Annotated in this window: 27 protein-coding genes; 15 read left to right on the forward strand and 12 right to left on the reverse strand. The window is 61.3% G+C overall.

The window, feature by feature from the left end:
- Positions 1-72: 72 nt before the first annotated feature.
- Genes GJ699_RS20625 through GJ699_RS20640 form a run of 4 tightly spaced genes read right to left on the reverse strand, consistent with a single transcriptional unit; the run spans position 73 to position 4,676 of the window.
- A complete protein-coding gene (locus tag GJ699_RS20625) occupies positions 73-2,127 on the reverse strand; it encodes a sodium:solute symporter family protein (protein WP_154379777.1) in 2,055 nt (684 codons plus the stop codon).
- Positions 2,124-2,453, reverse strand: coding sequence for a DUF4212 domain-containing protein (locus tag GJ699_RS20630; protein ID WP_154379779.1), 330 nt, complete (start codon positions 2,451-2,453; stop codon positions 2,124-2,126). The genes GJ699_RS20625 and GJ699_RS20630 overlap by 4 nt, the downstream gene beginning before the upstream one ends.
- The gene (locus tag GJ699_RS20635) at positions 2,446-3,969 is read right to left on the reverse strand and encodes a sensor histidine kinase (RefSeq protein ID WP_371867608.1); all 1,524 of its coding nucleotides are present in this window, start codon (positions 3,967-3,969) and stop codon (positions 2,446-2,448) included. Before GJ699_RS20635 ends, GJ699_RS20630 begins: the two co-directional genes overlap by 8 nt.
- Positions 3,966-4,676, reverse strand: coding sequence for a response regulator (locus tag GJ699_RS20640; RefSeq protein ID WP_154379781.1), 711 nt, complete (start codon positions 4,674-4,676; stop codon positions 3,966-3,968). The genes GJ699_RS20635 and GJ699_RS20640 overlap by 4 nt, the downstream gene beginning before the upstream one ends.
- Before the next feature lie 143 nt (positions 4,677-4,819).
- Here GJ699_RS20640 and recA point away from each other — a divergent pair, with 143 nt between their 5' ends.
- From recA to GJ699_RS20675, 7 genes are all read left to right on the forward strand, one after another.
- Positions 4,820-5,911, forward strand: a complete 1,092-nt coding sequence (recA, locus tag GJ699_RS20645; protein WP_154379783.1) for a recombinase RecA — start codon at positions 4,820-4,822, stop codon at positions 5,909-5,911.
- Between the two features lie 103 nt (positions 5,912-6,014).
- Positions 6,015-6,467, forward strand: coding sequence for a recombination regulator RecX (gene recX / locus GJ699_RS20650; RefSeq protein WP_154379785.1), 453 nt, complete (start codon positions 6,015-6,017; stop codon positions 6,465-6,467).
- The gene (locus GJ699_RS20655; RefSeq protein WP_154379787.1) at positions 6,457-8,064 is read left to right on the forward strand and encodes a phosphoethanolamine transferase; all 1,608 of its coding nucleotides are present in this window, start codon (positions 6,457-6,459) and stop codon (positions 8,062-8,064) included. The genes recX and GJ699_RS20655 overlap by 11 nt, the downstream gene beginning before the upstream one ends.
- Positions 8,065-8,535: 471 nt before the next feature.
- Positions 8,536-9,702 carry an ADP-forming succinate--CoA ligase subunit beta gene (sucC, locus tag GJ699_RS20660; RefSeq protein WP_154379789.1) on the forward strand — a complete coding sequence of 389 codons (1,167 nt, stop codon included), beginning with the start codon at positions 8,536-8,538 and terminating at the stop codon, positions 9,700-9,702.
- Positions 9,703-9,715: 13 nt separating this feature from the next.
- Positions 9,716-10,597, forward strand: coding sequence for a succinate--CoA ligase subunit alpha (gene sucD, locus GJ699_RS20665; protein WP_154379791.1), 882 nt, complete (start codon positions 9,716-9,718; stop codon positions 10,595-10,597).
- Positions 10,598-10,668: 71 nt separating this feature from the next.
- A complete protein-coding gene (locus GJ699_RS20670) occupies positions 10,669-11,247 on the forward strand; it encodes an FHA domain-containing protein (RefSeq protein WP_154379793.1) in 579 nt (192 codons plus the stop codon).
- A 177-nt stretch (positions 11,248-11,424) separates the two neighbouring features.
- Complete coding sequence (locus GJ699_RS20675) at positions 11,425-11,895, forward strand: pilin (RefSeq protein ID WP_308495528.1); 471 nt, start codon at positions 11,425-11,427, stop codon at positions 11,893-11,895.
- Positions 11,896-11,943: 48 nt separating this feature from the next.
- On the opposite strand, the gene GJ699_RS20680 is transcribed toward GJ699_RS20675, so the two are convergent.
- The 4 genes from GJ699_RS20680 to moaC all read right to left on the reverse strand — a co-directional run bounded on the left by GJ699_RS20680 (position 11,944) and on the right by moaC (position 14,033).
- Entirely contained in the window at positions 11,944-12,654 is a 711-nt protein-coding gene (locus GJ699_RS20680; protein WP_154379795.1) for a flagellar brake protein, read from the reverse strand.
- A gap of 133 nt (positions 12,655-12,787) precedes the next feature.
- Positions 12,788-13,231 carry a PIN domain-containing protein gene (locus GJ699_RS20685; protein WP_154379796.1) on the reverse strand — a complete coding sequence of 148 codons (444 nt, stop codon included), beginning with the start codon at positions 13,229-13,231 and terminating at the stop codon, positions 12,788-12,790.
- Complete coding sequence (locus tag GJ699_RS34210) at positions 13,222-13,455, reverse strand: hypothetical protein (protein ID WP_195763608.1); 234 nt, start codon at positions 13,453-13,455, stop codon at positions 13,222-13,224. Before GJ699_RS34210 ends, GJ699_RS20685 begins: the two co-directional genes overlap by 10 nt.
- A gap of 92 nt (positions 13,456-13,547) precedes the next feature.
- The gene (moaC, locus tag GJ699_RS20690; RefSeq protein ID WP_154379798.1) at positions 13,548-14,033 is read right to left on the reverse strand and encodes a cyclic pyranopterin monophosphate synthase MoaC; all 486 of its coding nucleotides are present in this window, start codon (positions 14,031-14,033) and stop codon (positions 13,548-13,550) included.
- A 148-nt stretch (positions 14,034-14,181) separates the two neighbouring features.
- Here moaC and GJ699_RS20695 point away from each other — a divergent pair, with 148 nt between their 5' ends.
- Positions 14,182-15,819, forward strand: a complete 1,638-nt coding sequence (locus tag GJ699_RS20695) for a beta-barrel assembly-enhancing protease (RefSeq protein ID WP_154379800.1) — start codon at positions 14,182-14,184, stop codon at positions 15,817-15,819.
- Here GJ699_RS20695 and GJ699_RS20700 read toward each other — a convergent pair.
- The 4 genes from GJ699_RS20700 to GJ699_RS20715 are packed head-to-tail and all read right to left on the reverse strand — an operon-like array spanning position 15,782 to position 17,970.
- Positions 15,782-16,378 (reverse strand): DUF2946 family protein, encoded by a 597-nt coding sequence (locus GJ699_RS20700; RefSeq protein WP_154379802.1) that lies wholly within the window; start codon positions 16,376-16,378, stop codon positions 15,782-15,784. The genes GJ699_RS20695 and GJ699_RS20700 overlap by 38 nt on opposite strands.
- Positions 16,371-17,318, reverse strand: coding sequence for a YheT family hydrolase (locus tag GJ699_RS20705; RefSeq protein WP_371867609.1), 948 nt, complete (start codon positions 17,316-17,318; stop codon positions 16,371-16,373). The genes GJ699_RS20700 and GJ699_RS20705 overlap by 8 nt, the downstream gene beginning before the upstream one ends.
- A gap of 8 nt (positions 17,319-17,326) precedes the next feature.
- Positions 17,327-17,749, reverse strand: coding sequence for a YybH family protein (locus tag GJ699_RS20710; protein ID WP_154379804.1), 423 nt, complete (start codon positions 17,747-17,749; stop codon positions 17,327-17,329).
- A 20-nt stretch (positions 17,750-17,769) separates the two neighbouring features.
- A complete protein-coding gene (locus GJ699_RS20715) occupies positions 17,770-17,970 on the reverse strand; it encodes a zinc-finger domain-containing protein (protein ID WP_154379806.1) in 201 nt (66 codons plus the stop codon).
- Between the two features lie 136 nt (positions 17,971-18,106).
- Between GJ699_RS20715 and GJ699_RS20720 the strand changes: the two genes are divergently transcribed.
- From GJ699_RS20720 to purE, 7 genes are all read left to right on the forward strand, one after another.
- The gene (locus tag GJ699_RS20720; RefSeq protein ID WP_154379808.1) at positions 18,107-18,853 is read left to right on the forward strand and encodes an AzlC family ABC transporter permease; all 747 of its coding nucleotides are present in this window, start codon (positions 18,107-18,109) and stop codon (positions 18,851-18,853) included.
- Complete coding sequence (locus GJ699_RS20725) at positions 18,846-19,178, forward strand: AzlD domain-containing protein (protein WP_154379810.1); 333 nt, start codon at positions 18,846-18,848, stop codon at positions 19,176-19,178. Before GJ699_RS20720 ends, GJ699_RS20725 begins: the two co-directional genes overlap by 8 nt.
- A 67-nt stretch (positions 19,179-19,245) precedes the next feature.
- Positions 19,246-20,460, forward strand: a complete 1,215-nt coding sequence (locus tag GJ699_RS20730; protein WP_154379812.1) for a phosphoglycerate kinase — start codon at positions 19,246-19,248, stop codon at positions 20,458-20,460.
- A 175-nt stretch (positions 20,461-20,635) separates the two neighbouring features.
- A complete protein-coding gene (gene pyk, locus GJ699_RS20735; protein WP_154379814.1) occupies positions 20,636-22,084 on the forward strand; it encodes a pyruvate kinase in 1,449 nt (482 codons plus the stop codon).
- Between the two features lie 123 nt (positions 22,085-22,207).
- Complete coding sequence (gene fba / locus GJ699_RS20740) at positions 22,208-23,272, forward strand: class II fructose-bisphosphate aldolase (RefSeq protein WP_154379816.1); 1,065 nt, start codon at positions 22,208-22,210, stop codon at positions 23,270-23,272.
- A gap of 106 nt (positions 23,273-23,378) precedes the next feature.
- Positions 23,379-24,275, forward strand: coding sequence for a phosphoribosylaminoimidazolesuccinocarboxamide synthase (locus GJ699_RS20745; RefSeq protein WP_154379818.1), 897 nt, complete (start codon positions 23,379-23,381; stop codon positions 24,273-24,275).
- A gap of 3 nt (positions 24,276-24,278) precedes the next feature.
- Positions 24,279-24,779, forward strand: coding sequence for a 5-(carboxyamino)imidazole ribonucleotide mutase (gene purE / locus GJ699_RS20750; protein ID WP_154379820.1), 501 nt, complete (start codon positions 24,279-24,281; stop codon positions 24,777-24,779).
- The last annotated feature ends 1 nt before the right edge of the window (position 24,780 follow it).

The following is a 24,780-nucleotide window of genomic DNA, read 5'->3' on the forward strand; positions in this document are numbered from 1 at the left end:
GCACCAGGTTAGTAAATCCGCAATTACCGGTATGTAATTTATTGTCGCCTATTGTGAATGCTGTTACCGCAGTTACTGTTCGGGCGCGCGGATGTAATCGACCAGCGCGTGAGTCTGGCGACCCGGCGCCGGCGTCGCCAGGCTGACCGCGACGATGGTCAGCACGCCGGCCGGCACGCCAAAGATGCCGGCTGAAATCGGCGCGATGTGGAACCACTGGCTGGCCGTGCCGCCACCCAGCACCGGGTGGGTGTGCAGCATGTAATAGACGCACACCGTGAAGCCGGCCATCATGCCGGCGATTGCGCCTTGGTGGTTGGCGCGCTTCCAGAACACGCCCAGCACCAGCGCCGGGAACAGCGTGGAGCCGGCCAGCGAGAAAGCGGCGCCGACCAGCGACAGGATGTCGCCCGGCTTGGTGGAGGCGGCGTAGGCGGCAATGAAGGCCACCGCCAGCAGCAGCAGCTTGGATATCGTCACCCGTTTCTGGGTCGAGGCGGCGCGGTCGACCAGCTTGTAGTACACGTCGTGCGACAGCGCGTTGGAGATGGCCAGCAGCAGGCCGTCGGCGGTGGACAGCGCGGCGGCCAGGCCGCCGGCCGCCACCAGGCCGGAGATCACATATGGCAGGCCGGCGATTTCCGGCGTGGCCAGCACCAGCACGTCGGCGTCGATGCTGATTTCGGCCAGCTGCACGATGCCGTCGTGGTTGACGTCGGTGATGCTGAACAGCGGATTCAGCTTGTCCACATTGGCCCAGTATGAGACCCAGTTGGGCAGGTGCGCATAATCGCTGCCGACCAGCGCGCTGTAGATGTCGTACTTGACCAGCACCGCCAGCGCCGGAATGGTCAGGTAAATCAGCAGGATGAAGAACAGGGTCCAGAACACCGAGACGCGGGTCTCGTGCACCGATGGCGTGGTGTAGGAGCGCATCAGGATGTGCGGCAGCGCGGCCGTGCCCAGCATCAGGCAAAACACCAGCGCCAGGAAGTTGTTGCGCTTGATGTCGGATGTGACCGGATCGCCGGGGTAGGGCGTGGCGTGCGGTGTGATCGGCTCGGCGTGCTGCAGGTTTTGTTCGCGCGCCTCGGTCCACAGCCGTTCGGCCTCGTCGGCGTTTTTCGGATAGGCCACCAGTTCGCGTTCGGCGCTGCGGATTTCCAGCAGTGAGGCGTTGCGCGCCTTGACCTGGTCCAGCTTGTGTTGCGCGTCGAGCCGGCCGGCTTCCCACGAGGCTGGCAAGTCTTTCAGCCGCGCGGTGTAGTCGGCGGCGCGCTGGCGGTAGATGGCGCGCACTTCGGCTTCCTTCGGATCTTCCTGCAGCACGTGCTCGCGCGCGCTCAGCTTGGGCAGCAGTTTGCCGTAGGCCACTTGCGGAATCGGGTTGTCGGCGTGCTTGACCGACAGCCACATGGCCGGGATCAAAAACGCCACCAGGATGATGATGTACTGCGCCACCTGGGTCCAGGTGATGGCGCGCATGCCGCCCAGGAAGGAACAGACCAGGATGCTGGCCAGGCCGAGGAAGATGCCGACCGAGAAGTCGACGCCGGTGAAGCGCGATGCGATCAGGCCCACCGCGTAGATCTGCGCCACCACGTAGGTGAAGGAAACGATGATGGTGGCGATCACGGCCAGGATGCGCACCGCGCGGCCGCCGCCTTCCGGCTTGTCGAGCGCGCCGTAGCGTTCGGCCAGGAAGTCGGGGATGGTGTATTGGCTGAACTTGCGCAGATAGGGTGCGATCAGCAATTGCACCAGGCAGTAGCCGCCGGTCCAGCCCATGATGTAGGCCAGGCCGTCGAAGCCGTGCAGGTAGAGGCCGCCGGCCAGGCTGATGAAGCTGGCGGCCGAGATCCAGTCGGCGGCGGTGGCCATGCCGTTGAACATGGCCGGCACGCGTCGCCCGGCGACGTAGTATTCCAGCACGTTGGAGGTGCGGCTGACCACGCCGATCAACGCGTACAGCACGATGGTGGCAAACATGAACAGGTAGCCGATCCAGACGCGCGGCATGCCTTCCTGTTCCAGCGCGGCCAGCGCGATCAGGAAGCAGCCGAAGCCGGCGGTGAACAGGCTGTAGTAATAGCGCAGGCGCTGGAAGAAGGTGCGTGGGGCTTTCAAGCGTGCGGCTCCGTGGCGGCGCTAGCGCGGTCCAGCTTGCGCATGCGCCAGGCGTAGATGGCCAGAATCGACAGATAGACCAGCGACGCGCCTTGCGCCGCCAGGTAAAACGACAGCGGCCAGCCGAATACGCTGAGCCCGGCCAGCTCGCGCGCGAAGAAGGCGGCGCAGAAACCGGTTGTCAGCCACAGCAGCAACAGGATGGCGGTCAGGCGACGGGTACGCTGCCAGTGCTGGGCGCGGGAGAGTTGCCGCGCCGCGCCGCGCGACGGAGGCGGCGTGGCGGCGTCTGGCGTGGGGGCGGCGGGCGGTTGTGGCTTATCCATAATGTGGCGGCTCTTCGTCTTGCTCCGGCGAGGCGGGCGGCAGCGGGAAGGTCAGGCGGAACAGCGCGCCGGGCAGCTTGGGCTGGGTGGCGCGCGGGTTGTTGAAGATATCGACCTCGGCGCCATGCTGCTGCGCGATCTCGCGCACGATGGCCAGCCCAAGTCCGCTGCCCTCGGCGGTATTGCCGAGGATGCGGTAGAAGCGCTCGAACACCCGCTCGCGCTCGCCCTGGGCGATGCCCGGCCCGGTATCCTCGACTTCCAAATAGGCATGCAACGCCTGCTCGTCGCCGCGCACCCGCACCGTGACGCTGCCGCCGGCCGGCGTGTAGCGCATGGCGTTGTCGATCAGGTTGGACAGCAGCTCGCGCAACATGGTGCCATGGCCCAGGATCTGTACCGGCAGCGCCGGCTCCTCATAGCCGAGGTCGATGCGGTGGGCAAACGAGGCTTGCACCCAGTCTTGCACCACATTGCGCGCCAGCTCGCCCAGATCCAGCGGCAGCAGCGCGCTGCCGGCCGGCTGCTGGTTCTCGGCCCGCGCCAACGCCAGCAACTGATTCACCAGCCGGGTGGCCGCCTCCGAACTCTTGGCCAACTGTTCCAGTGAACGATGGATCTCGCCCTCGTCGGTCTGGCGCAGCGCCAGTTCTGATTGCATGCGCATGCCGGCCAGCGGCGTGCGCATCTGGTGGGCGGCGTCGGCGATGAAGCGCTTTTGCATATCGATGTTTTGCGACAGCCGCGCCAGCATCTCGTTCAGCGAGCCGACCAGCGGCGAGATTTCTTCCGGCACCTGGTTGGAGGCGATCGGACTCAAGTCCTCGGAGGCGCGCGCGCGTATCCGCTCCTGCAACTGCGCCAGCGGTGATAGTCCGCGCGCCAGCGCAAACCAGACCAAAGCCAGCACAATCGGCAGCACGATGAATTGCGGCAGGATCACGCCCTTGATGATGGCGTTGGCCAGCTGAGCGCGCTTTTCCAGCGTTTCCGCCACCTGCACCAGCGCCAGTTGCGGTGTGCTGCCGTCGCTGCGCTCCAGCTGCACATAGGCGAAGGCGACCCGCACCGGCGTGCCATGCATATTGTCGTTGCGGAAGCGCACGCCACCGGAGCTGGTCTTGTCCTCATCGTCCAGCACCGGTTGCGGCATGTCGCGGTCGCCGTCGATGTGTTCGCCGCTTGGGCCCTGGATCTGGAAGTAGACGTTGTCGATGTCGTCGGCGCGCAGGATGTCGCGCGCCGAGCCGGACAGGTGTTTGATCAGTTGGCCGTCGACCGAGCGCACCTGCTGCGCCAGCACTGTCACGCTGTCTTCCAGGGCGTGGTCGAATGGTTGATTGGCGATCGACTTGGCGACCAGATAGGTGATGGCGATGCTCATCGGCCACAGCAGCAGCAGCGGGGCCAGCATCCAGTCCAGGATTTCACCGAACAGCGAGTGCTGTATGTCTTCATCCGCATCGAGCGCGGGCGGCTGATATTTCAGCTCGGTGGTTTCCTGGGAGGGCGTCACTTGGACGCGCTTCCGCTGTCGGCGGCCGCGCGCGCCGCCTCGCTGTATTTCTCCAGGCAGTAGCCGAGGCCGCGCACGGTGACGATGCGCACGCCGCCGACTTCAATCTTCTTGCGCAGCCGGTGCACATACACCTCAATGGCGTTGTTGCTGACTTCCTCGCCCCATTCGCACAGGTGGTCGACCAGTTGTTCTTTCGATACCAAGCGGCCGGTGCGTGCCAGCAGGATTTCCAGCAGGCCCAGTTCGCGCGCCGACAGGTCCAGCATCTGCTCGTTGATGTAGGCGCTGCGACCAACCTGGTCATAGCTGAGCGGGCCGTGCTTGATGGTGGTGGCGCCGCCGCCGGCACCGCGCCGGGTCAGCGCCCGTACCCGCGCCTCCAGTTCGGACAGCGCGAAGGGCTTGGCCATGTAATCGTCGGCGCCGAGGTCGAGGCCGTTGACGCGCTGTTCGATCGAGTCGGCTGCGGTCAGGATCAGTACCGGCAGCAGCGAGCCGCGCGCGCGCAGGCGGCGCAGCACTTCCAGCCCGGACAGCTTGGGCAGGCCCAGATCCAGGATCAGCAGGTCGAATTCCTGGGTCGACAGGGCGGTATCGGCTTCCTGTCCGTTTCTGACGCAATCAATGGCGTAGCCGGACTGGCGCAGGGATCGGGTCAGACCATCGGCCAGCACGCTGTCGTCTTCGGCAAGTAAAATACGCATCTAAAACACTCCGGCTGCACAAGCCCCTATTTTGGCGAGTTTTTGTGCTTTCGCAAAGAAATACGAAAATCCCGCTTGCATTGAGCACTGTTTTTTTATACAGTGCTACCTGTATTGAACAACCTACTGGCTGAAAGCACATTATGGACGATAAAAAAGGCGTAGTACCTGCATCTGAAAAAGCCAAGGCGCTGGCAGCGGCGCTGGCCCAGATCGAGAAGCAATTCGGTAAAGGCTCCGTCATGCGCATGGATGCCAGTGCACCGATTGAAGAAGTACAGGTCGTGTCGACCGGTTCGCTGGGCCTGGACGTGGCGCTGGGCGTCGGCGGCCTGCCGCGCGGCCGCGTGGTGGAAATCTACGGCCCGGAATCGTCGGGTAAAACCACGCTGACCCTGCAAACCATCGCGGAAATGCAAAAACTGGGCGGCACCTGCGCCTTCATCGACGCCGAACACGCGCTGGACGTGGGCTATGCTCAAAAATTGGGCGTCAACCTGCACGAGCTGCTGATTTCGCAGCCGGACACCGGTGAACAGGCGCTGGAAATCTGCGACGCGCTGGTGCGCTCCGGTTCGGTGGACATGGTGGTGGTCGACTCGGTCGCCGCGCTGACGCCACGTGCCGAGATCGAAGGCGACATGGGCGATTCGCTGCCAGGCCTGCAAGCGCGTCTGATGTCGCAAGCGCTGCGCAAGCTGACCGGTTCGATCAACCGCACCAACACCCTGGTGATCTTCATCAACCAGATCCGTATGAAGATTGGTGTGATGTTCGGTTCGCCGGAAACCACCACCGGCGGTAACGCGCTGAAGTTCTACGCCTCGGTGCGTCTGGACATTCGCCGTACCGGCTCGATCAAGTCGGGCGACGAGGTGATCGGTAACGAAACCAAGGTCAAAGTGGTCAAGAACAAGATCGCGCCACCGTTCAAGGAAGCGCACTTCGACATCCTGTACGGCGCCGGCACCTCGCGCGAAGGCGAGATTCTGGATCTGGGTGTGGAAGCCAAGATCGTCGAGAAGTCGGGCTCGTGGTACAGCTATAACGGCGAGCGCGTCGGCCAGGGCAAGGACAATGCCCGCGCCTTCCTGCAAGAGCGTCCGGAGCTGGCATGGGAAATCGAAAACAAGGTGCGCGAATCGCTGGGCGTGCGCGCGCTGCCACCGCTGGCCCCGGCCGACAACACCGTGGTCAAACTGAAGCCGGCCAAGCCTGACGCCGACGCCGCTTAAGCATCTGTCGTTTCGCCCACTGGGCGAAACGACTTCCGGCGCAAGCCGGAACCCATGCTGAGCTAGTGTTCCATGAACTCCCGCTTGCGCGGGAGCGACGACCATGCCAATGCCCCAACTAAGCCTGAAAGCCCGCGCATTGCGCTTTCTGTCGCTGCGCGAGCACAGCCGGCAGGAACTGGGCCGCAAGCTGGCCAAGTACGCGGAGGAGGGCGACGACGTCGACGCCCTGCTCGACCTGCTGGAGAAGAACAACTGGCTGTCGCAGGAACGCTTCTCCGAATCGCTGATCCACCGCCGTGCCGCGCGCTACGGCAACAGCCGCATCGTCGCCGAGCTGCAAAGCCACGGCGTCGGCGGCGAAGCGCTGCTAGACCTCAAATCCCAACTGGCGGACACCGAACTGGAACGCGCGCGCGACGTCTGGCAGCGCAAGTTCAGTCAACCCGCCACCGATCCGCAAGAACGCAACAAACAAATCCGCTTCCTGCTGCAACGCGGCTTTTCCCAGCGCGTAGTGCAAAAGGTCATCAAGGGCGCCGACCTTGACGAATGAGCGCCGGCGCGGGCTGGGCACGGCACTGGCGCTGGCCGTCTGGCTGTGGCTGCCCAGCCTGACGGTGTTGGGCACCGACCAGCTGCACGGCATCGGCGAAGTGCTGGCGATGCTGGTATTTTCCCTGCTGCTACTGGCCGCGCCGCTGGTCATCATGCCGCGCCTGCGCTGGTACTTTCTGTTGTGGTCGCCACTAGCCTTGCTGGTGCTGCCCTATGCCTATCTGACCTTCTTCTACGGTAGCGTGCCGGGCGATGCCTTGCTGGTGTCCGCGCTGCACACCGACCTGGGCATGAGCTGGCAAGTGCTGCAGGCATTTGGCTGGCGTCTCTGGCTGGTGCCGCTGAGTTGGCTACTGTATATATGGCTGGCGGCTACGCTGCCGCGCGACTGGCGCCTGTCCGCCGTGACGCGCAAACGCCTGCTGGCCGGACTGCTGATGTATGTGATGCTGGCCATGGTCGGCCGCCAGACGCTGGCGCAGCAGGTGCGCATGCCACCGTGGCTGGAGCAATCGACCCTTAATCTGGCTTTCCCCAGCGGCCTGGCGATGTCGCTGGCGCGGCTGGCGCATCAGCAGCGGGCGCCGGGCGAGTTCGTCAGCGTGTACGGTCAGCCGGCCGTCACGCCCGCGCCGCCGCTGCTGGTGGTGCTGGTGATCGGAGAGAGTCTGCGCAGCGACCATCTCGGCATCAACGGCTATGCGCGCAACACCACGCCGCGACTGGCGGCGCTGGGCGATCAGTTGCTGTCCTTCCCGGACGTGGCGTCCACTGCCAACTGGACCAATCACGCCGTGCCCGGCATTGTGTCGCTGCCGCTGGACGAGGGCCGTGTCGCCAGTCTGCCGCAGACCTTTGCCGAAGCCGGCTTCCGCACGGCCTGGCTGTCCAATCAGGAGCCGATCGATTTCAGTCGCGGGCTGGACGTGGTCGAGCATGCCATCAGCAGCCAGGATTACCATCTGCGCACCGACGCCAACCTGCTGCCGATGTTCACTTCCTTCGTGCGTCAGGCCGGCCCGCGCCAGTTCGCCGTGCTGCACATGATCGGCAGCCATATTCCCTACGAGGAGCGTTACACCGGCGCCGCGCGCGTCTACACGCCGACGCTCAGTGACCTCGGCGTCGAGCAGCCGCTGTTGCAGCACAAGCAGGCCGCCATCAATTCCTACGACAACACGGTGCTGGAGACCGACCAGTTCCTGACCCGCGTGATCGAGGTGCTGCGCGCCGAGCGGCGGCCGGCCATCATGGTCTATACCTCCGATCATGGCGAAAATCTGTTCGACGATGAACGCCATCTGTTCATGCACGCGCAATCCGGCCCCACCCGCTACGACACCCATGTGCCGCTGCTGGTGTGGATGAATCCGGCCTATCGACAGGATTACCCTGCGCTGGCGGCGGCGTTGCGCGCCAACCACCAGAAAAAAATCAGCCATGTCAGCATGTTCCCGTCGCTGCTGGAGCTGGGCGGTGTGAGCTGGAACGGTCGCGATGCGCGCCGCAGTTTCGCTTCATCCTCCTATGAAGAGCAGCCGCGCCAGGTAATGCGCGATCTGCAGTCCACCACCAGTTATGAAAGCCTTAAATAGCCACGATCTCCGTAAGGGTTCTTGCTAGTTGAAAATACGCAGATGCTAATTCGGTTCCTTGTGTGCTAAACTTTGTGGGTTTTTGCAGCACCGCGGGTGCGGTGGTTGTCCGTAGAAGCTGCGGCAACGTGTATTTTCAATAAGAGAAATACGCCAGGCTGCTAACTAATATAAATGCCGCGAGAGCGGTATCGATCTTATGTCTCTGTTAACTCCAGTTATCCGTCGTGCGCAGCGGAGTCTTCGCGCGCAGCAGCTGTCCCCAGCGAGGACGGCGTGCGGGATATTGGCAGCCCCTCTGCAAATACCGTTTCAATCCGAAGAATTCCAAGTCCTGCCCCGTTACCGCGGCGCAGTGGCGAAGTTTTACCCGCGCTCTGTGGACAAAGCAGCACCGGGTAGCGCGTAGCAACATCATCTGCTTAATCATTCAACCGATTTATACACATCAGCATCAGAAGGGAAGCCAGCATGAAAATCCATGAGTATCAGGGCAAAGAAATCCTCCGAAAATTCGGAGTGACGGTACCGCGCGGTATTCCGTGCCTGACCGTAGAAGAAGCAGTGAAAGCTGCTGAAACCTTGGGCGGCCCAGTCTGGGTTGTGAAAGCACAAATCCACGCCGGTGGCCGTGGTAAAGGTGGCGGCGTTAAAGTTGCCAAATCGCTGGAACAAGTAAAAGAATACGCTGACCAAATCCTGGGCATGCAGCTGGTCACCCACCAGACCGGCCCAGAAGGTCAAAAAGTACGTCGCCTGCTGATCGAAGAAGGCGCGGACATCAAGCAAGAACTGTACGTATCGCTGGTTACCGACCGCGTGACCCAGCGCGTTGTGCTGATGGCCTCGTCGGAAGGCGGCATGGACATCGAAGAAGTTGCTGAATCCCACCCAGAAAAAATCCACTCGATCGCTATCGATCCAGCCGTGGGCCTGACCGACGCTGAAGCCGCTGGCATCGCCGCGAAAATCGGCGTACCGGAAGGTTCGATCGCTGACGCCGTCACCAACCTGCAAGGCCTGTACAAAGCCTACTGGGAAACCGACTCGTCGCTGGCCGAAATCAACCCACTGATCGTGACCGGTTCGGGCAAAATCATCGCCCTGGACGCGAAATTCAACTTCGACGCCAACGCACTGTTCCGTCAACCAGAAATCGTCGCTTACCGCGATCTGGACGAAGAAGATCCAGCTGAAGTTGAAGCTTCGAAATTCGACCTGGCCTACATCTCGCTGGACGGCAATATCGGCTGCCTGGTGAACGGCGCCGGCCTGGCCATGGCGACCATGGACACCATCAAACTGTTCGGCGGCGAGCCAGCCAACTTCCTGGACGTCGGCGGTGGCGCCACGGCTGAGAAAGTAACCGAAGCCTTCAAGATCATGTTGAAAAACCCAGGCCTGAAAGCCATCCTGGTCAACATCTTCGGCGGCATCATGCGTTGCGACGTGATCGCCGAAGGCGTGATCACCGCATCGAAAGCAGTGTCGCTGCAAGTACCGCTGGTAGTCCGTATGAAGGGCACCAACGAAGATCTGGGCAAGAAAATGCTGGCCGACTCCGGCCTGCCGATCATCGCCGCTGACACCATGGAAGATGCAGCGAAGAGCGTTGTTGCAGCCGCTGCTGGTAAATAATTAAGGAACCGATATGTCTATTCTGATCAACAAAGACACCAAAGTCATCACCCAGGGTATCACCGGCAAAACCGGTCAGTTCCACACCCGCATGTGCCGCGAATACGCGAACGGCAAAAACGCCTTCGTAGCAGGCGTGAACCCGAAGAAAGCCGGCGAAGATTTCGAAGGCATTCCAATTTTCGGTTCGGTGAAAGAAGCCGCATCGAACACCGGCGCTACCGTGTCGGTGATCTACGTGCCGCCAGCAGGCGCCGCTGCCGCAATCTGGGAAGCTGTTGAAGCTGAACTGGAACTGGCGATTTGCATCACCGAAGGCATCCCTGTCCGTGACATGATGGCCCTGAAAGATCGCATGGCCAAAGCCGGTTCGAAAACCCTGCTGCTGGGCCCTAACTGCCCAGGCCTGATCACCCCTGACGAAATCAAGATCGGCATCATGCCAGGTCACATCCACCGTAAGGGCCGTATCGGCGTGGTTTCGCGTTCGGGCACCCTGACCTATGAAGCAGTGGGTCAGCTGACCGCACTGGGCCTGGGCCAATCGTCGGCAGTTGGTATCGGCGGCGACCCAATCAACGGTCTGAAGCACATCGACGTGATGCGCATGTTCAACGAAGATCCTGAGACCGACGCGGTCATCATGATCGGCGAAATCGGCGGTCCAGACGAAGCCAATGCTGCACGTTGGGTCAAAGACAACATGAAGAAACCAGTCGTTGGCTTCATCGCCGGCGTTACCGCTCCTCCAGGCAAGCGCATGGGCCACGCCGGCGCGCTGATCTCGGGCGGCGCTGACACCGCGCAAGCCAAGCTGGACATCATGGAAGAGTGCGGCATCAAAGCCACCAAAAATCCATCGGAAATGGCACGTCTGCTGAAAGCCATGCTGTAATCTACAGCCGCTTGATTGTGGAATAATGAAGGGGAGCTCAGGCTCCCCTTTATTTTTTGGAGAACCGTCGATTGGCCAAGCTCATCATCTCGCGCAACGGACAAGTAGAGCAGCAGATACAACTGACTAAAGAGCGCATGACGCTGGGTCGCCATCCGCGCAATGACATTGTGTTATCGCATCCGGCCGTTAGCGGCGAGCATGCGGCGATCGTCACCATCCTCGATGATTCCTTTCTGGAAGACCTGCACAGCACCAACGGTACGTTTGTGAACGGTAACCGCATCGGCAAGCATTTTCTGCAGCATCAGGATCAGGTCAAGATGGCCAAGTTTCAGCTGGAGTTTGTGGCTGATGGAATCCGGCCGCTGGCGGCGGCGCAGCCGGTGCTGGCTGAGTTGTCGGTCATGAATGGCGCCAACGCGGGCAAGCACGTGGCACTGACCAAGCCGCAGACCACGCTGGGCAGGGCGGGCGTGCAGGTGGTGGTGATACATCGGCATCCGCAGTTTTATACGCTGACGCATACCGAGGGCGAGTTGGCGCCGCTGCTGAATGGCACGGCGGTGGACAAGCTGAGCGCCGAGCGCTTGTGCGATGGCGACGTGATCGATCTCAGCGGGACGCAACTGACATTTCGTGTCGCCTGAGGCTGACAAAAATTGTCAGGCCAGGCCGGGCTGACAAAATGCGGCGGTCGTGGCTGACAAAAATTGGCAGTTTTGGGGTGGTTTTGCTGAAAAAATAGGCAAAAGCAGGCTGGCACGGGGTTTGCGATATAGGGAATGTGTCACCCAACAACGCATTAACCCCTAAGGAGTCGCAAAATGAAATCCATGAAATCGCTGAAAATGATGAAGAAACAAGCCCAAGCCGGCTTCACCCTGATTGAACTGATGATCGTCGTCGCGATCATCGGCATCCTGGCCGCCGTAGCGATTCCTGCTTACAGCGACTACACCGTGAAAGCGAAAGTGGCGAACATCCAGGCTGCTGCCGATTCGCTGAAAAGTGCGGTAGCACTGTGCGCCCAGGAAGCGGCCGGCGCGCTGACCGATTGCGATACCGGCGCCACCAACATTCCAGTCTTTACCCCAACCAAGGAAGTTAAAACCGGTACCGTGGCGGACGGCGTGATCACCCTGACCATTGCTGATGGTGTGGGCGATGGTGTCACCGGCAAAACCGTTACCTACACTCCTACCGTGGGCACCACGAGCGTGACTTGGCTGATCACCACCACTGTTACCAACACCGCCGCCAGCGCGGCCCTGCTGAAAAATAGCGTAACGCCATAAGCATCGATATTGGTAGCGCGAACCCGGCTTCGGCCGGGTTTTTTTCGTTTACACGATCTTCTGGCGATCGGCGATCAGGGCTTCGTAGGTGAGGTTTTGCAGCATGGTGTAGTGGACCGGATCGAGGTCGACGAATTGGACGCCGTAGGTGAACACTTCCGGCTTGTCGCCAGCCGCCGGCTTGACGACGTTGATGTTGCGGATAGTCGCATTCGGATTCACGCGCACCTGGCGATTGCCCGGCTGCGCAATCAGATAGAACGACAGCGCCACCTGCTGCTCGCCTTCCGACAACTGCTTGGGCGACTCAATCAGCGCCCCCGACACACTCAGATTCACCAGGAACACCGAGGTGCTGCCAGACGGCGTCGTCACCTGCGCCGGAATATCCACCTTGACCCGCATCGCCGCCCGCAAACTGGTGCCCTGGATCGACACCGGGAACGACAGATGCGCATAAAACAGCGGACGCGGAAACACCCGCTGCACCACGCACGAGAACGAGCACACGTTCACGCCTGAAAATACCCGGATCGTCAGCTTATCGCCATCGTTGAGCGAAATCGGCCCGCCGTTCTCAAACGGCACCTTGACGATCATGTACTCATCTTTGACCCAGCCGATCAACGTCGAAAAGTGCTGAATCGGCTTCATGGTCCGGTGGGTAATGAACTGAATCCTGCCGCCTACTTGCAGGTTCATCTGCTCAAACTCATACTCCTGAGTCTTGGCTTCGCTGGGCGGAGGGTTGCTGCTCATGCAATCTCTTTCTTATGTGCGCAAAACGACAACGGTGACAACACCGTCAAAAAATTGTTCCTGCGACATGAATTATATGCGCGCCAACGAAGGGTTACAATCAGACAATACGACAGCTTGTCAAATGACCATGTCAGCCCACTGGTGGTGGCGCGACGTTGAAAACCAGGCCGTCTTGCAAGTCATACGGAAAGCGGACGTTCGCGCCACGAAAATCTCTTCTATTCCGCGTCACTAACAAACGGCCGGTTACGTTGGCGGTCGCTAATATAAAAACATCCGGGAGTCGGATTTTGGGAGGGGCAAGCAGACTGTTTGCACGAATCCTTGCTGCCTCAATCATGATTGCGTAATTTGAGTGGATGATCGTGAAGTCAGCGAGAAAATTTAACGCTGTCTGAACGATGTCGCAATCGAGTTTTCCACGCGCTGATTCCGCAAGCGGTTTTGACATGACTTCAACCCATGCCACAGAGCTGATGGCAATGTCGTCAAAATAGCTGATTTCCGCGACTGCTTGAGGGTAACCGTTCAAGGCATCCATCACGATATTGCTATCGAATAGCGCTAGTCCCATTCCGCGCGTACCTCAAGCTGATATTCAAGACTATCATCAGGAAATACGCCCGTGCCTTTCAGGATACCGAAGCCTGCCAGTATCCCTTTCCGACGCTCACCCAGCCTTGCTATGACTGCGAGAGGCAGGATTCCCGTGGCGGATGGCGTCAGCGATGGTAATGCAGAGTTAGTGCGTGGCGCGTCTGGCTGCAATAATTTCCAATTCGACTTGTCCGGTTTCATAGCGCATCTCCAAGTCTGAGGGACTTTTCAGTGTACGCCACAACTGGCATATGTAATGTGCGCTGGCTCAATGCGAACCGGTCGGTAATGGACTAGCTCGTCGCGCTCCAATCCCCCGACTTGCCGCCGTGCTTTTCGGTGACGCGAATGTTGGACATCACCATGCCCCGGTCGACGGCCTTGCACATGTCATACACCGTCAGCAAGCCGACTTGTACCGAAGTGAGCGCTTCCATTTCCACCCCGGTCTTGCCGTAAGTTTCCACCTGCGCCTTGCAGTGGACGCTGGCATTGGCGACGTCGGTTTCGAAGTCCACCGCCACCTTGGTCAACGCCAGCGGGTGGCACAGCGGGATCAGATCGCTGGTGCGCTTGGATGCCATGATGGCGGCGATGCGCGCTATCCCCAGCACGTCGCCTTTCTTGGCGGTGCCGTTCATGATGATGGCCAGCGTTTCCGGTTTCATGCGGATCGAGCCGGTGGCGATGGCGATGCGGTGGGTTTCCGCCTTGGCGCCGACGTCCACCATGTGGGCTTGTCCGGTGGCGTCAAAGTGGGTCAGGTGATCGGTGGTCATGATGGCTGCTTAAAATGATTCATAATGGGGCACTAAGTTTTCGCGCCCGTGTTGCGGGTATCATATCACCGTGAATCCAAATCGCTCCTCTTACTCCGGGCGCCTGCGCGCCGTCGCCGCCGCTCTGTTGGTCGCTATGCCGATGGCCATGGCCCAGACCGCCCTCGCGCCGGCCAAAATCCCGAATCTGCCCGCGCTCGGCGGTACCGAGAGCCAGGATCTGTCGCCGCTGATGGAGCGCAAGCTGGGCGAAGAGATCATGCGCGACATCCGCCGTGACCGCGATTACCTCGACGATGCCCCCATCCTCGAATACATGAACCACTTCGGCAACGTGCTGGTGGATTCCCGCCCCGACGCGCGCGGCGAGGCCAAGTACGATTACTTCTTCTTCGTGGTGCGCGATCCGCAGCTGAATGCATTCGCGCTGCCCGGCGGATTTATTGCCGTGCACTCGGCGCTGCTGCTGGCGGCGGAAAACGAATCGCAGCTGGCCTCGGTGTTGGGGCACGAGATTGGCCACGTGGTCCAGCGCCACATCGCCCGCTCGATCGGTCAGCAAAAGCAGGATATGTTAATCCCGCTGGCGGCCATGATACTGGCGGCCTTGGCTTCGCGTCAGGGCGGCGACGCGGCCATCGGTGTGTTCCTCGGCGGCCAGGGGCTGGCGATTCAGCGTCAGCTGAACTTCGGCCGCGATGCCGAGCGCGAGGCTGACCGCATCGGTTTCCAGATCATGGGCGAGGCCGGTTTCGACACCACCGGCATGGTGGCCTTCTTCCAGCAAATGCAGCAATCGACGCGCAATTACAGCGACCTGGTGCCGGCCTGGCTGCTGACCCACCCGCTGACCACCGAGCGGATTGCCGATATTCAGGCCCGCATCCGCGAGCAACCGTACAAGCAGCGCCAGGACAGTCTGGACTTTTTCCTGGTGCGTTCGCGCGCCCGCGTGCTGCAGGACCAAAGCAGCAATGGCTATAACGAAGCCAAGCTGTTCTTCCAAGCCCAGATCAAGCAGGATAGCTGGCAGCAGAAGGCTGCCGGCCAGTACGGCATGGCCTTCCTCAGCATGAAGCAGGGCGACACCACGGCCGCGCAGACCTGGCTGGACCAGGCGCTGGAGACGGTGAACCGGCCGCCACCGGCTGGCGTGTTTGGCGCCTCGCCGCGCAGCAAGGCGGAAACGATTTTTGCCGCGACCTCGATCGAGATCAAGCTGGCGCAGCCGGATAACAAGGAGGTGCTGGCCAAGGCGGTGACCGAGGCTGACGCGGCCCGCCAGAAGTTCCCGCTGTCGCGCGGCATCGCGCATCAATATGGCGAGGCGTTGCTGGCGGCCGGCAAGCTGGAGGAGGCGGGTGTTTATCTGCGCGACCAGGTTCAGCTGTACCGCGAGGATATCGAGGCTTACGATCTGCTGGCGCAGGTGTATTCCAAGCAGGGCAAGCTGGCGCTGCAGCACATCGCGCTGGCGGAATCCTACAACCTGCAGGGCGGGGTGATGGCGGCGCTGGACCAACTCGGCTATGCGCGCAAGTCACCGGACGCATCGTTTTACGACCAGTCGCTGATCGATGCGCGCGAGCGCGAGTGGCAGGCGCGCCGCCGCGAAGAGCTGGGTGACAAGGGCAAGAAGGATATGGGCAATTCCAGCCCGGCCTTCAAGCTGGAAATGAAGTCGGATCAGGACAACAAGGACAGCGGCTTCAGCCCATACACCAACCCGTTCGACCGCATCCGCCAGATTACCGATCCGCTGCAACAGGGCTCGTCGGTACGCTGACGTAGCCGAAGCGCGCCGCCAGCTGATCGGCGGCGATGCGCTGCACCGGCACGTCATCCAGGCTAAGCGCGCCTTGGGCCTTGCCTTCGATCCATTCCAGCAAGACATCGTCGGCCACTGTGGCGCCATTCAGCTGCAAACGTGGCAGAACGTCTGCGAAATCGCGGTCATCCAATTGAGCCACCACTTCGCCGCCGCGCAGTACCAGCGCGCCGGTTTCGGTCAGCAGCACTTCCTCCGGCGCGCCCAGCGGGGCACCGGTATGCAGCCGCCAGCCGGCGGCCGGATCGGTGCGGACGATGTAGGGTGTGGCTTCCAGCTGCACATACACGCGCTGTGGACCGTTCTGAAAATACCAGCAACCGCGCTCATCGGCGGCGTAATTGCGGGTGATGAAGGCCACCAGCGCGGCATTGTTCAGCTTGTCGCCGGGCAGGTTGAAGTGCTGGGCGCGCTCGTCACGCATGCGCCAGTTGCCGCGCGCATCGAGCGCCAGCCAGCCGTAGCAATGCGGCACGTTGGGCCATTTGGCCAGCGCCTGTTTGACGATGTCATCCATGTTGTTCGAGGAAGTGGATCAGCTTGGTCGGCAGCCAGTTGATGCGGCCCGGCGGTCCGCCGACCGCAAAGCCGACGTGACCGCCATGTTCAGGATAGTCCAATACCACTCGCGACGACGCACGCTGCGGCAGATGGCGGCCAGGCAGGAAGGGATCGTTTTTGGCGTTCAGCACCAGCGTCGGCACCGTGATGTCGCCGAGGATGTGCTTGGCGCTGGCGCGGTGCCAATAATCGTCGGTATCGCGGTAGCCGTGGAGCGGGGCGGTCACCACGTTGTCAAAAGCGTACAGGTCGCGCGCGGCGTGCAACGCGTCCAGGTCAAACAGGCCAGGGAATTGTTGTAGTTTGGCTACGCATTTGGGTTTCAGCGTCTGCAAAAACATGCGCGTGTAGACCATGTTGAAACCGCTCGACAGCGAGACGCCGCCCTGCGCCAGGTCCAGCGGCGCCGACACCGCGCAAGCGGCATCGACGAAGTCCGCCTGGTGCTGCGATTCGCCCAGCCAGCGCAGCAGCGCGTTGCCGCCGAGCGAAACGCCGGCCGCGTAGAACTTGCCACCGCTGGCGTGGCGCGCATGCAGGCGGCGGATGATCCAGTCGATCTCGGCGGCGTCACCGGAGTGGTAAAAGCGCGGTGCGCGGTTGGGTTCGCCGGAGCAGCCGCGGAAGTGCGGCACCGCGCCGGACCAGCCGCGCGCGCGCAGTTCGGCCATCAGCGAGCGCGCGTAATGGCTGTCGGATGAACCTTCCAGACCGTGGAATAACACTACAAACGGCTGTCCTGGCTGGCCGTCGACAAAATCGATATCGATGAAGTCGCCGTCCGGCGCATCCCAGCGCTCACGGCGAAACGGCACCGCCGGTTTGCGGATCGCAACGGCCGGATAAATGGTCTGCAAATGGCCGCTGGGCAGCCAGAACGGTGCGGTGTACTTCACGGCAGGAATTAATGCAGGATTTGGCTGTGGGTGTCGATCGGCGCCGCACCCGGCGCAATCGAAACATGATGCAGCACGATGCGCCAGCCTTTCGGCGTTTTTGCGTACACATTGGTCGCGATCAAATGCGCCGGCTCGCCGCTGGCGGCGGTGGTGCCTTCGACCACGGTGTGGACCGAGCTCATCAGGGTATGGGTTTCGTGCAGCGATGACGGCATGATGTTCAGGCCGCCATGCTCCAGAATCGATTGCCAGGAGGCGCGGATGGCGGCATGGCCGATCAGGCGCGGGCCGCCCGGATGCACGCAGACGATCTCGTCGTCATCGGCCCACAATGCCATCAGCGCTTCCAGGTCGGCGCGGTTGAGCGCGTCATAGAACGCGGCTTCGGTTTCGGCGGCGCTGCCGTTGTGCGTTTTCCTGGATGGCATGGCGGGCCTGTGGGTGGTGATTAGTGGTGACCGACAACCGTGCCCGGCTTCAGGCGGTAGGCGGTGCCGCAGTACGGGCACTTGGCGACGCCGTGGGCGTCGAATTCCAGGAACACGCGCGGATGCGAGGACCACAGCGGCATGGCTGGGTTAGGGCAGTGGGCCGGCAGGTCTTTGCCATCGAGTTCAACTGCGTTGGCTGCGGTGCTAGGGGTGGTCATTTCTGGTGGCTCCGGATGGCTGAGAGAAAAGCACGATTTTAACGGATTCGCGCATTGAGCAAAAATCATCGGTAAAATAGCGCCTCTACAACCCCGGTCCAGCCCTCCCTGTGGCAGGAATGCTACAGCCCGTCCCATGAGTGAAACGACTTGCCCCGCCACGCTGGATTGCGTTGCCGCCCACCACGAACCGTCGTGGCGCGCCGGCGTCAAGACCGGCATGCCATCGCTGTTTGGCATCGGCGCCTGGGGCATAGTGGTCGGCATCGCCATGGTCAAGTCCGGGCTGACGATCCCGCAGGCGCTGGGTATGACGCTGATGGTGTTTGCCGGCTCGGCCCAGCTGGCCGCGCTGCCCTTGATTGCGGCCAACGCGCCGATCTGGGTCATCTTCGCCACCGCCATCGTGGTCAACCTGCGGTTTGTGATCTTTTCCGCGCTGTTGGCGCCGCATTTCGCGCATTTGCCGTGGCGTCAGCGCCTGACGCTGGGCTATGTGGCGGGCGACATGACGGTGGCGCTATTCCTGCAGAAATACCCGTCCGAGGCGCCTGCGGTGGGCAAGCTGTCTTATCTGAAAGGCTTGCTGTATCCAAACTGGGCCTCGTGGCAGATCGGTTCCATCGCCGGCATCTTCCTCGGCAGCGCCGTGCCGCCGGAATGGGGACTGAGTTTTGCCGGTACGTTGGCGATTATTTGCGTGATGATCCCGCTGATTGCGGGCCGTCCGGCGCTGGCCGGCGTGCTGGTGGCGGGCGCGGTGTCGGTGCTGGCGGCCGGATTACCGTACAAGCTGGGGCTGCTGGCAGCGGTGCTGGTCGGCATGCTGAGCGCCATGCTCATCGAAGAAAGCGCCGAAAAATGGAGACGCAAGCATGGCTGATTGGGAAATCTGGCTGGTGATCGTGGTGCTGGCGCTGGCCACCGCCGCCACCCGCAGTTCGTTCTGGCTGGTGGGCCACCACATCACCATTCCCAAGCGGGTGCAGGAAATGCTGCGCTACGCGCCTGCCTGCGCGCTGGCGGCGATCGTGGCGCCGGACCTGATGCTGGCCGCTGACGGCGAACCGCTGCTGGACGCCAGCAACCTCAAACTGGTGTCCGGGATTGTTGCGACGATCTATTATTTGCTGCGACGCAATATGTTGGAAACCATCATATTCGGCATGGGTTTCTTCACGGCATTACGACTGATTTCTGTAACTTAATAACAGAAAAATCACCTTAAGCTTGCGGTAAAATAGCGCTCTTCCAATAACTCGACCTTGGGTAGCCATGTCCGCTGTTCTGAACTTCATTCGTCTGCAAGACCTTATCGATCAAAACGCACTGCAAGGCAAGCGCGTTTTCATCCGCGCCGACCTGAACGTCCCGCAGGATGATGCCGGCAATATCACCGAAGATACACGCATTCGTGCGTCCGTTCCAGCGATTAAGGCAGCAGTTGCCGCTGGCGCCAAGGTCATGGTCACGTCCCACCTGGGTCGTCCGACCGAAGGCGAGTTCAAGCCGGAAGACAGCCTGGCGCCAGTCGCCCAGCGCCTGTCCGAGCTGCTGGGCCAGCCGGTTGAATTGAAGCAGAACTGGGTTGATGGCGCGGGGCTGGAAAACCTGCAAGCCGGGCAGGTGGTGTTGCTGGAAAACGTACGTGTGAACAAGGGCGAAAAGAAGAATAGCGACGAACTGGCGCAGAAAATGGCCAAACTGTGCGACATCTACGTCAATGACGCTTTCGGCACCGCACACCGCGCCGAAGCCTCGACCCACGGCATCGCCAAGTTTGCGCCAGTGGCCGCCGCCGGTCCGCTGCTGGCCGCCGAGCTGGACGCGTTGGGCAAGGCGCTGGGCGCCCCGGCCCGTCCGCTGCTGGCCATCGTGGCCGGTTCCAAAGTGTCGACCAAGCTGTCGATCCTGGAATCGCTGGCTGACAAGGTCGATAACCTGATCGTCGGTGGCGGCATCGCCAACACCTTCATGCTGGCCGCCGGCCTGAAGATCGGCAAATCGCTGGCCGAGCCGGATCTGGTGGGCGCCGCCAAGACCATCATCGAGAAGCTGGCCGCGCGCGGTGCGCAAGTGCCGATTCCAGTCGACGTGGTGACCGCGAAAGAATTCGCGCCAACCGCCGCCGCCACCGTAAAAGACGTCAAAGACGTCGCGGATGACGACATGATCCTGGATATCGGTCCTAAAACCGCCGCCATTCTGGCCGAGCAGATCGGCGCCGCCGGCACCATCGTATGGAATGGCCCGGTCGGCGTGTTCGAATTCGACCAGTTCGCCGAAGGCACCAAAACGCTGGCGCTGGCGATCGCCCAGTCGAAAGCGTTCTCCATCGCCGGCGGTGGCGACACTCTGGCGGCGATTGCCAAGTACAACATCGGCGAGCAGGTGGGTTACATCTCCACCGGCGGCGGCGCTTTCCTGGAGTTCCTGGAAGGCAAAGTCCTGCCAGCGGTCGAAATTCTGACCCAGCGCGCAGCGAAGTAAATCCTGGTAAATAGTACGGTCGTGCTTTGTAGCAAATTAACAGTAGAATCCAGGTAATGCCTGGGAAGGGCATCAAATTTGTAGTGGATTTACAGATTTGATGTCTTAACCGCAATAAACCCGGGTTTCCGCGCTGTGCGGGAACTGTTCGCATGACCTACCGCTAAGGAATACTATGTCTCGTAGCACCAAAATTGTCGCCACGATCGGCCCAGCTTCTACCGACTTCAATGTACTGGTCAAGATGATACGCGCCGGTGTGGACGTCGTGCGTCTGAACTTCTCGCACGGCAAGGCGCAGGATCACATCGACCGCGCCCGTCTGGTGCGCGAGGCGGCGGCCGAGTGCGGCCGCGAAGTGGCGATCATGGCGGACATGCAGGGGCCGAAAATCCGTGTTGGCAAGTTCGAGAATGGTAAGATTGAACTGGCCAAGGGCGACAAGTTCATCCTGGATGCCAAGTGGGGCGAGAACGGCGAGTTGGGCAACCAGGAGCGCGTTGGCCTGGACTACAAGGCCTTGCCGCAGGACGTGCGTCCGGACGATCAGCTGCTGCTGAACGATGGCCTGATCGTGCTGGTGGTTGAGAAGGTAGTGGGCTCCGAGATCTACACCACCACCAAAATCGGTGGTGAGCTGTCCAATAACAAGGGCATCAACCGTCTGGGCGGCGGCTTGACCGCGCCGGCGTTGACCGCCAAGGACATGGAAGACATCAAGACGGCAATGAGTTTCCAGGCCGATTACCTGGCGATCTCGTTCCCGAAAAGCGCAACCGATATGGAAATGGCGCGCCAGCTGGCCAACATCGCCGGCGAGCCATTTGGTCACAAGCCGATGATGATCGCCAAGATCGAGCGTGCCGAAGCGATCCCTGTGCTGCAGGAGATCCTCGACGCGTCGGACGGCATCATGGTGGCGCGTGGCGACCTGGCGGTGGAAGTAGGTAACGCCGCCGTGCCGGCATTGCAGAAGCGCATGATCCGCATGGCGCGCGAGTCGAACAAGCTGGCGATCACCGCGACCCAGATGATGGAGTCGATGATCTTCAACGCCGTGCCAACCCGCGCCGAAGTGTCGGACGTGGCCAACGCCGTGCTGGACGGCACAGATGCCGTGATGACGTCGGCCGAAACCGCATCGGGCCGTTACCCGATCGAAACCGTGGAGATGATGGCGGCGATTTGCGTCGAAGCCGAGCAGTCGGAGTACAACAAGCTGGACGCCGACTTCCTGAACGCGACCTTCACCCGCATCGACCAGTCGATCGCCTACGGCGCGCTGTTTACCGCGCACCACCTGGCGGTGAAGGCGATTGTGGCGCTGACCGAATCGGGTTCGACCGCACTGTGGATGAGCCGTCATAACATTGATACGCCGATTTTTGCACTGACGCCGAGCACGACCAGCCTGCGCAAGATGGCGCTGTACCGCAACGTCAAGGCATACAATTTGCAACAGGAAGGCACCAGCACCGCCGTGCTGAAACAGGCCGAAGAGCTGCTGGTGGCGAATGGTACCGTCAAGAAGGGTGACATGATTGTGGTCACCTGGGGCTCGCCGATGGGTCAGGTGGGCGGCACCAACGCGCTGAAGATTGTGCGCGTCGGCGAATTTAGTTAACACCGTCGTCATTCCCGCGCAGGCGGGAATCCATGCTGCGCCGGAATGGCAGCCGATGTATGGGCCCCCGCGTGCGCGGGGGCGACGGTGACAGGTTTTTTTTATCGTTATTGGAGTATTACCATGTCCCTCGTATCCATGCGTCAACTGCTGGACCATGCTGCTGAAAACGGTTATGGCATCCCAGCTTTCAACGTCAACAATCTGGAACAAGTGCAAGCCATCATGGCTGCCGCCGATGCGCTGAACGCACCGGTCATCATGCAAGCTTCGGCCGGTGCGCGTAAATACGCTGGCGAAGCGTTCCTGCGTCACCTGATCGACGCCGCCATCGAAGCCTACCCGCACATTCCAGTCGTCATGCACCAGGACCACGGCCAGTCGCCGGCAGTCTGCATGGCCGCGATCCGCTCGGGCTTCAGCTCGGTGATGATGGACGGTTCGCTGGAAGCCGATGGCAAATCGGTCGCTTCCTACGAGTACAACGTCGAAGTGTCGCGCGAAGTGGTGAAGTTCTCGCACGCCATCGGCGTTACCGTGGAAGCCGAACTGGGCGTGCTCGGTTCGCTGGAAACCATGAAGGGCGACAAGGAAGACGGCCACGGCGCCGACGGCACCATGACCCGCGAACAGCTGCTGACCGACGTCGCGCAAGCCGCCGACTTCGTGCAGAAAACCCAGTGCGACGCGCTGGCGATCGCCATCGGCACCTCGCACGGCGCCTACAAGTTCACCCGCAAGCCAACCGGCGACATCCTGGCCATCGACCGCATCAAGGAAATCCACGCCCGCATCCCTAACACCCACCTGGTGATGCACGGTTCGTCGTCGGTGCCGCAGGAACTGCTGGCCATCATCCGCGAATTCGGCGGTGATATGAAAGAAACCTACGGCGTGCCAGTCGAAGAAATCCAGGAAGGCATCCGTCACGGCGTGCGCAAGATCAACATCGACACCGACATCCGTCTGGCCATGACCGCCGCTGTGCGTCAATACATGTTCCAGAACCCGTCGAAATTCGACCCGCGCGACTTCCTGAAGCCAGCCCGTCTGGCCGCCGAGCAAGTGGTGCGCGCGCGCTTCCAGGCCTTCGGCTGCGAAGGCCAGGCGTCGAAAATCAAGCAAGTTTCGCTGGAAAAAATGGCCGATCGCTACAAGGCCGGCGAGCTGGCCCAGATTGTGAAGTAAAATCCTGCTTTGGAACGGATTGGTCCATTTGGATCAATCCGACTCTTTCGACCGGCGATCGAGGCATCCTCACCGCCGGTTTTTGCTTTTTCATTACATTCTTGCTATGAACAGCCTCTACCAGTCCTCCATCAAGTCCCTGCCACTCCTCGGCCACGGCAAAGTTCGCGACAACTACGCAGTTGGCGACGACAAAATCCTGATCGTCACTTCCGACCGTCTGTCGGCTTTCGATGTTGTCATGAATGAACCGATTCCCGGCAAGGGCCTGGTGCTGAACCAGATGACCGACTTCTGGTTCGAGAAACTGGGCCACATCGTGCCTAACCACCTGACCGGCGTCGCGCCAGAGTCCGTGGTGGCGGCAGACGAAGTGGATCAGGTCAAAGGCCGCGCCGTGGTCGCCAAGCGTCTGAAGCCGATCATGGTGGAAGCCGTGGTGCGCGGTTACATCATCGGCTCGGGCTGGAAAGACTACCAGGCCACCGGCGCCATCTGCGGCATCAAACTGCCGGAAGGCCTGCAGCAAGCTGAAAAGCTGGCGCAGCCGATCTTCACCCCGGCCGCCAAAGCCGACCTGGGCGAGCACGACGAAAACATCAGCTTCGAAGAGATGGAACAGCGCATCGGCGCCGAACTCGCCGCTAAAATGCGCGATGTCGCCATCAAGCTGTACACCGAAGCGTCGGAATACGCTGCCTCGCGCGGCATCATCATCGCCGACACCAAGTTTGAATTCGGCCTGGACGACAACGGCGTCATGCACCTGATGGATGAAGTGCTGACCGCCGACTCGTCGCGCTTCTGGCCAGCCGATTCGTACGCGGTCGGCATCTCGCCGCCGTCGTTCGACAAGCAATTCGTGCGCGACTACCTGGAAACCCTGACCGACTGGGGCAAGACCGCACCGGCGCCAGCGCTGCCAGCCGACGTCATTAACAAAACCCAGGCCAAGTACTTCGAAGCCATCGAGCGCCTGACCGGCGAAAAACTGAAGGCCTGAGCGATGAGCGATCAGAATAAGCCATTGGTTGGCGTCATCATGGGCTCGTCCTCGGACTGGGACGTGATGCAGAACGCGGTCAACATCCTCAAGCAGTTCGGCGTGCCGTTCGAAGCGCAAGTGATCTCGGCGCACCGCATGCCGGACGAGATGTACGCCTACGCCAAGAGCGCCCGTTCGCGTGGCCTGCGCGCCATCATCGCCGGCGCCGGCGGTGCGGCCCACCTGCCGGGCATGGTTGCGGCCATGACCATCGTGCCGGTGCTGGGCGTGCCGGTGCCGTCCAAGTACCTGCGTGGCGAAGATTCCATGCTGTCGATCCTGCAGATGCCGAAAGGCGTGCCGGTCTCCACCTTCGCCATCGGTGAAGCGGGCGCCGCCAATGCAGCGCTGACCGCCGTGGCGATGATCGCATCGACCGACGACGCGCTGGCCGACAAGCTGGAAGCTTTCCGCGTGTCGCAAACCGAGGCCGCCAAGGCCATGAAACTGCCGCTGGAATAAG

It is taken from the genome of Duganella guangzhouensis (genome assembly GCF_009674535.1).
Taxonomy (GTDB): Bacteria; Pseudomonadota; Gammaproteobacteria; order Burkholderiales; family Burkholderiaceae_D; genus Rugamonas; species Rugamonas guangzhouensis.

Bases quoted from the DNA above. Each gene is read 5' to 3' on its own strand.
- GJ699_RS20675 (WP_308495528.1), top strand. From the start codon at position 11,425: ATGAAATCCATGAAATCGCTGAAAATGATGAAGAAACAAGCCCAAGCC.
- recX (WP_154379785.1), top strand. From the start codon at position 6,015: ATGCCAATGCCCCAACTAAGCCTGAAAGCCCGCGCATTGCGCTTTCTG.
- fba (WP_154379816.1), top strand. From the start codon at position 22,208: ATGTCCCTCGTATCCATGCGTCAACTGCTGGACCATGCTGCTGAAAAC.
- pyk (WP_154379814.1), top strand. From the start codon at position 20,636: ATGTCTCGTAGCACCAAAATTGTCGCCACGATCGGCCCAGCTTCTACC.
- GJ699_RS20680 (WP_154379795.1), bottom strand. From the start codon at position 12,654: ATGAGCAGCAACCCTCCGCCCAGCGAAGCCAAGACTCAGGAGTATGAG.
- GJ699_RS20695 (WP_154379800.1), top strand. From the start codon at position 14,182: ATGGCCCAGACCGCCCTCGCGCCGGCCAAAATCCCGAATCTGCCCGCG.
- sucD (WP_154379791.1), top strand. From the start codon at position 9,716: ATGTCTATTCTGATCAACAAAGACACCAAAGTCATCACCCAGGGTATC.
- GJ699_RS34210 (WP_195763608.1), bottom strand. From the start codon at position 13,455: ATGAAACCGGACAAGTCGAATTGGAAATTATTGCAGCCAGACGCGCCA.
- moaC (WP_154379798.1), bottom strand. From the start codon at position 14,033: ATGACCACCGATCACCTGACCCACTTTGACGCCACCGGACAAGCCCAC.
- GJ699_RS20715 (WP_154379806.1), bottom strand. From the start codon at position 17,970: ATGACCACCCCTAGCACCGCAGCCAACGCAGTTGAACTCGATGGCAAA.
- recA (WP_154379783.1), top strand. From the start codon at position 4,820: ATGGACGATAAAAAAGGCGTAGTACCTGCATCTGAAAAAGCCAAGGCG.
- GJ699_RS20640 (WP_154379781.1), bottom strand. From the start codon at position 4,676: ATGCGTATTTTACTTGCCGAAGACGACAGCGTGCTGGCCGATGGTCTG.
- GJ699_RS20685 (WP_154379796.1), bottom strand. From the start codon at position 13,231: ATGGGACTAGCGCTATTCGATAGCAATATCGTGATGGATGCCTTGAAC.
- GJ699_RS20730 (WP_154379812.1), top strand. From the start codon at position 19,246: ATGTCCGCTGTTCTGAACTTCATTCGTCTGCAAGACCTTATCGATCAA.
- GJ699_RS20745 (WP_154379818.1), top strand. From the start codon at position 23,379: ATGAACAGCCTCTACCAGTCCTCCATCAAGTCCCTGCCACTCCTCGGC.
- GJ699_RS20725 (WP_154379810.1), top strand. From the start codon at position 18,846: ATGGCTGATTGGGAAATCTGGCTGGTGATCGTGGTGCTGGCGCTGGCC.
- purE (WP_154379820.1), top strand. From the start codon at position 24,279: ATGAGCGATCAGAATAAGCCATTGGTTGGCGTCATCATGGGCTCGTCC.
- sucC (WP_154379789.1), top strand. From the start codon at position 8,536: ATGAAAATCCATGAGTATCAGGGCAAAGAAATCCTCCGAAAATTCGGA.
- GJ699_RS20630 (WP_154379779.1), bottom strand. From the start codon at position 2,453: ATGGATAAGCCACAACCGCCCGCCGCCCCCACGCCAGACGCCGCCACG.
- GJ699_RS20720 (WP_154379808.1), top strand. From the start codon at position 18,107: ATGAGTGAAACGACTTGCCCCGCCACGCTGGATTGCGTTGCCGCCCAC.
- GJ699_RS20700 (WP_154379802.1), bottom strand. From the start codon at position 16,378: ATGGATGACATCGTCAAACAGGCGCTGGCCAAATGGCCCAACGTGCCG.
- GJ699_RS20710 (WP_154379804.1), bottom strand. From the start codon at position 17,749: ATGCCATCCAGGAAAACGCACAACGGCAGCGCCGCCGAAACCGAAGCC.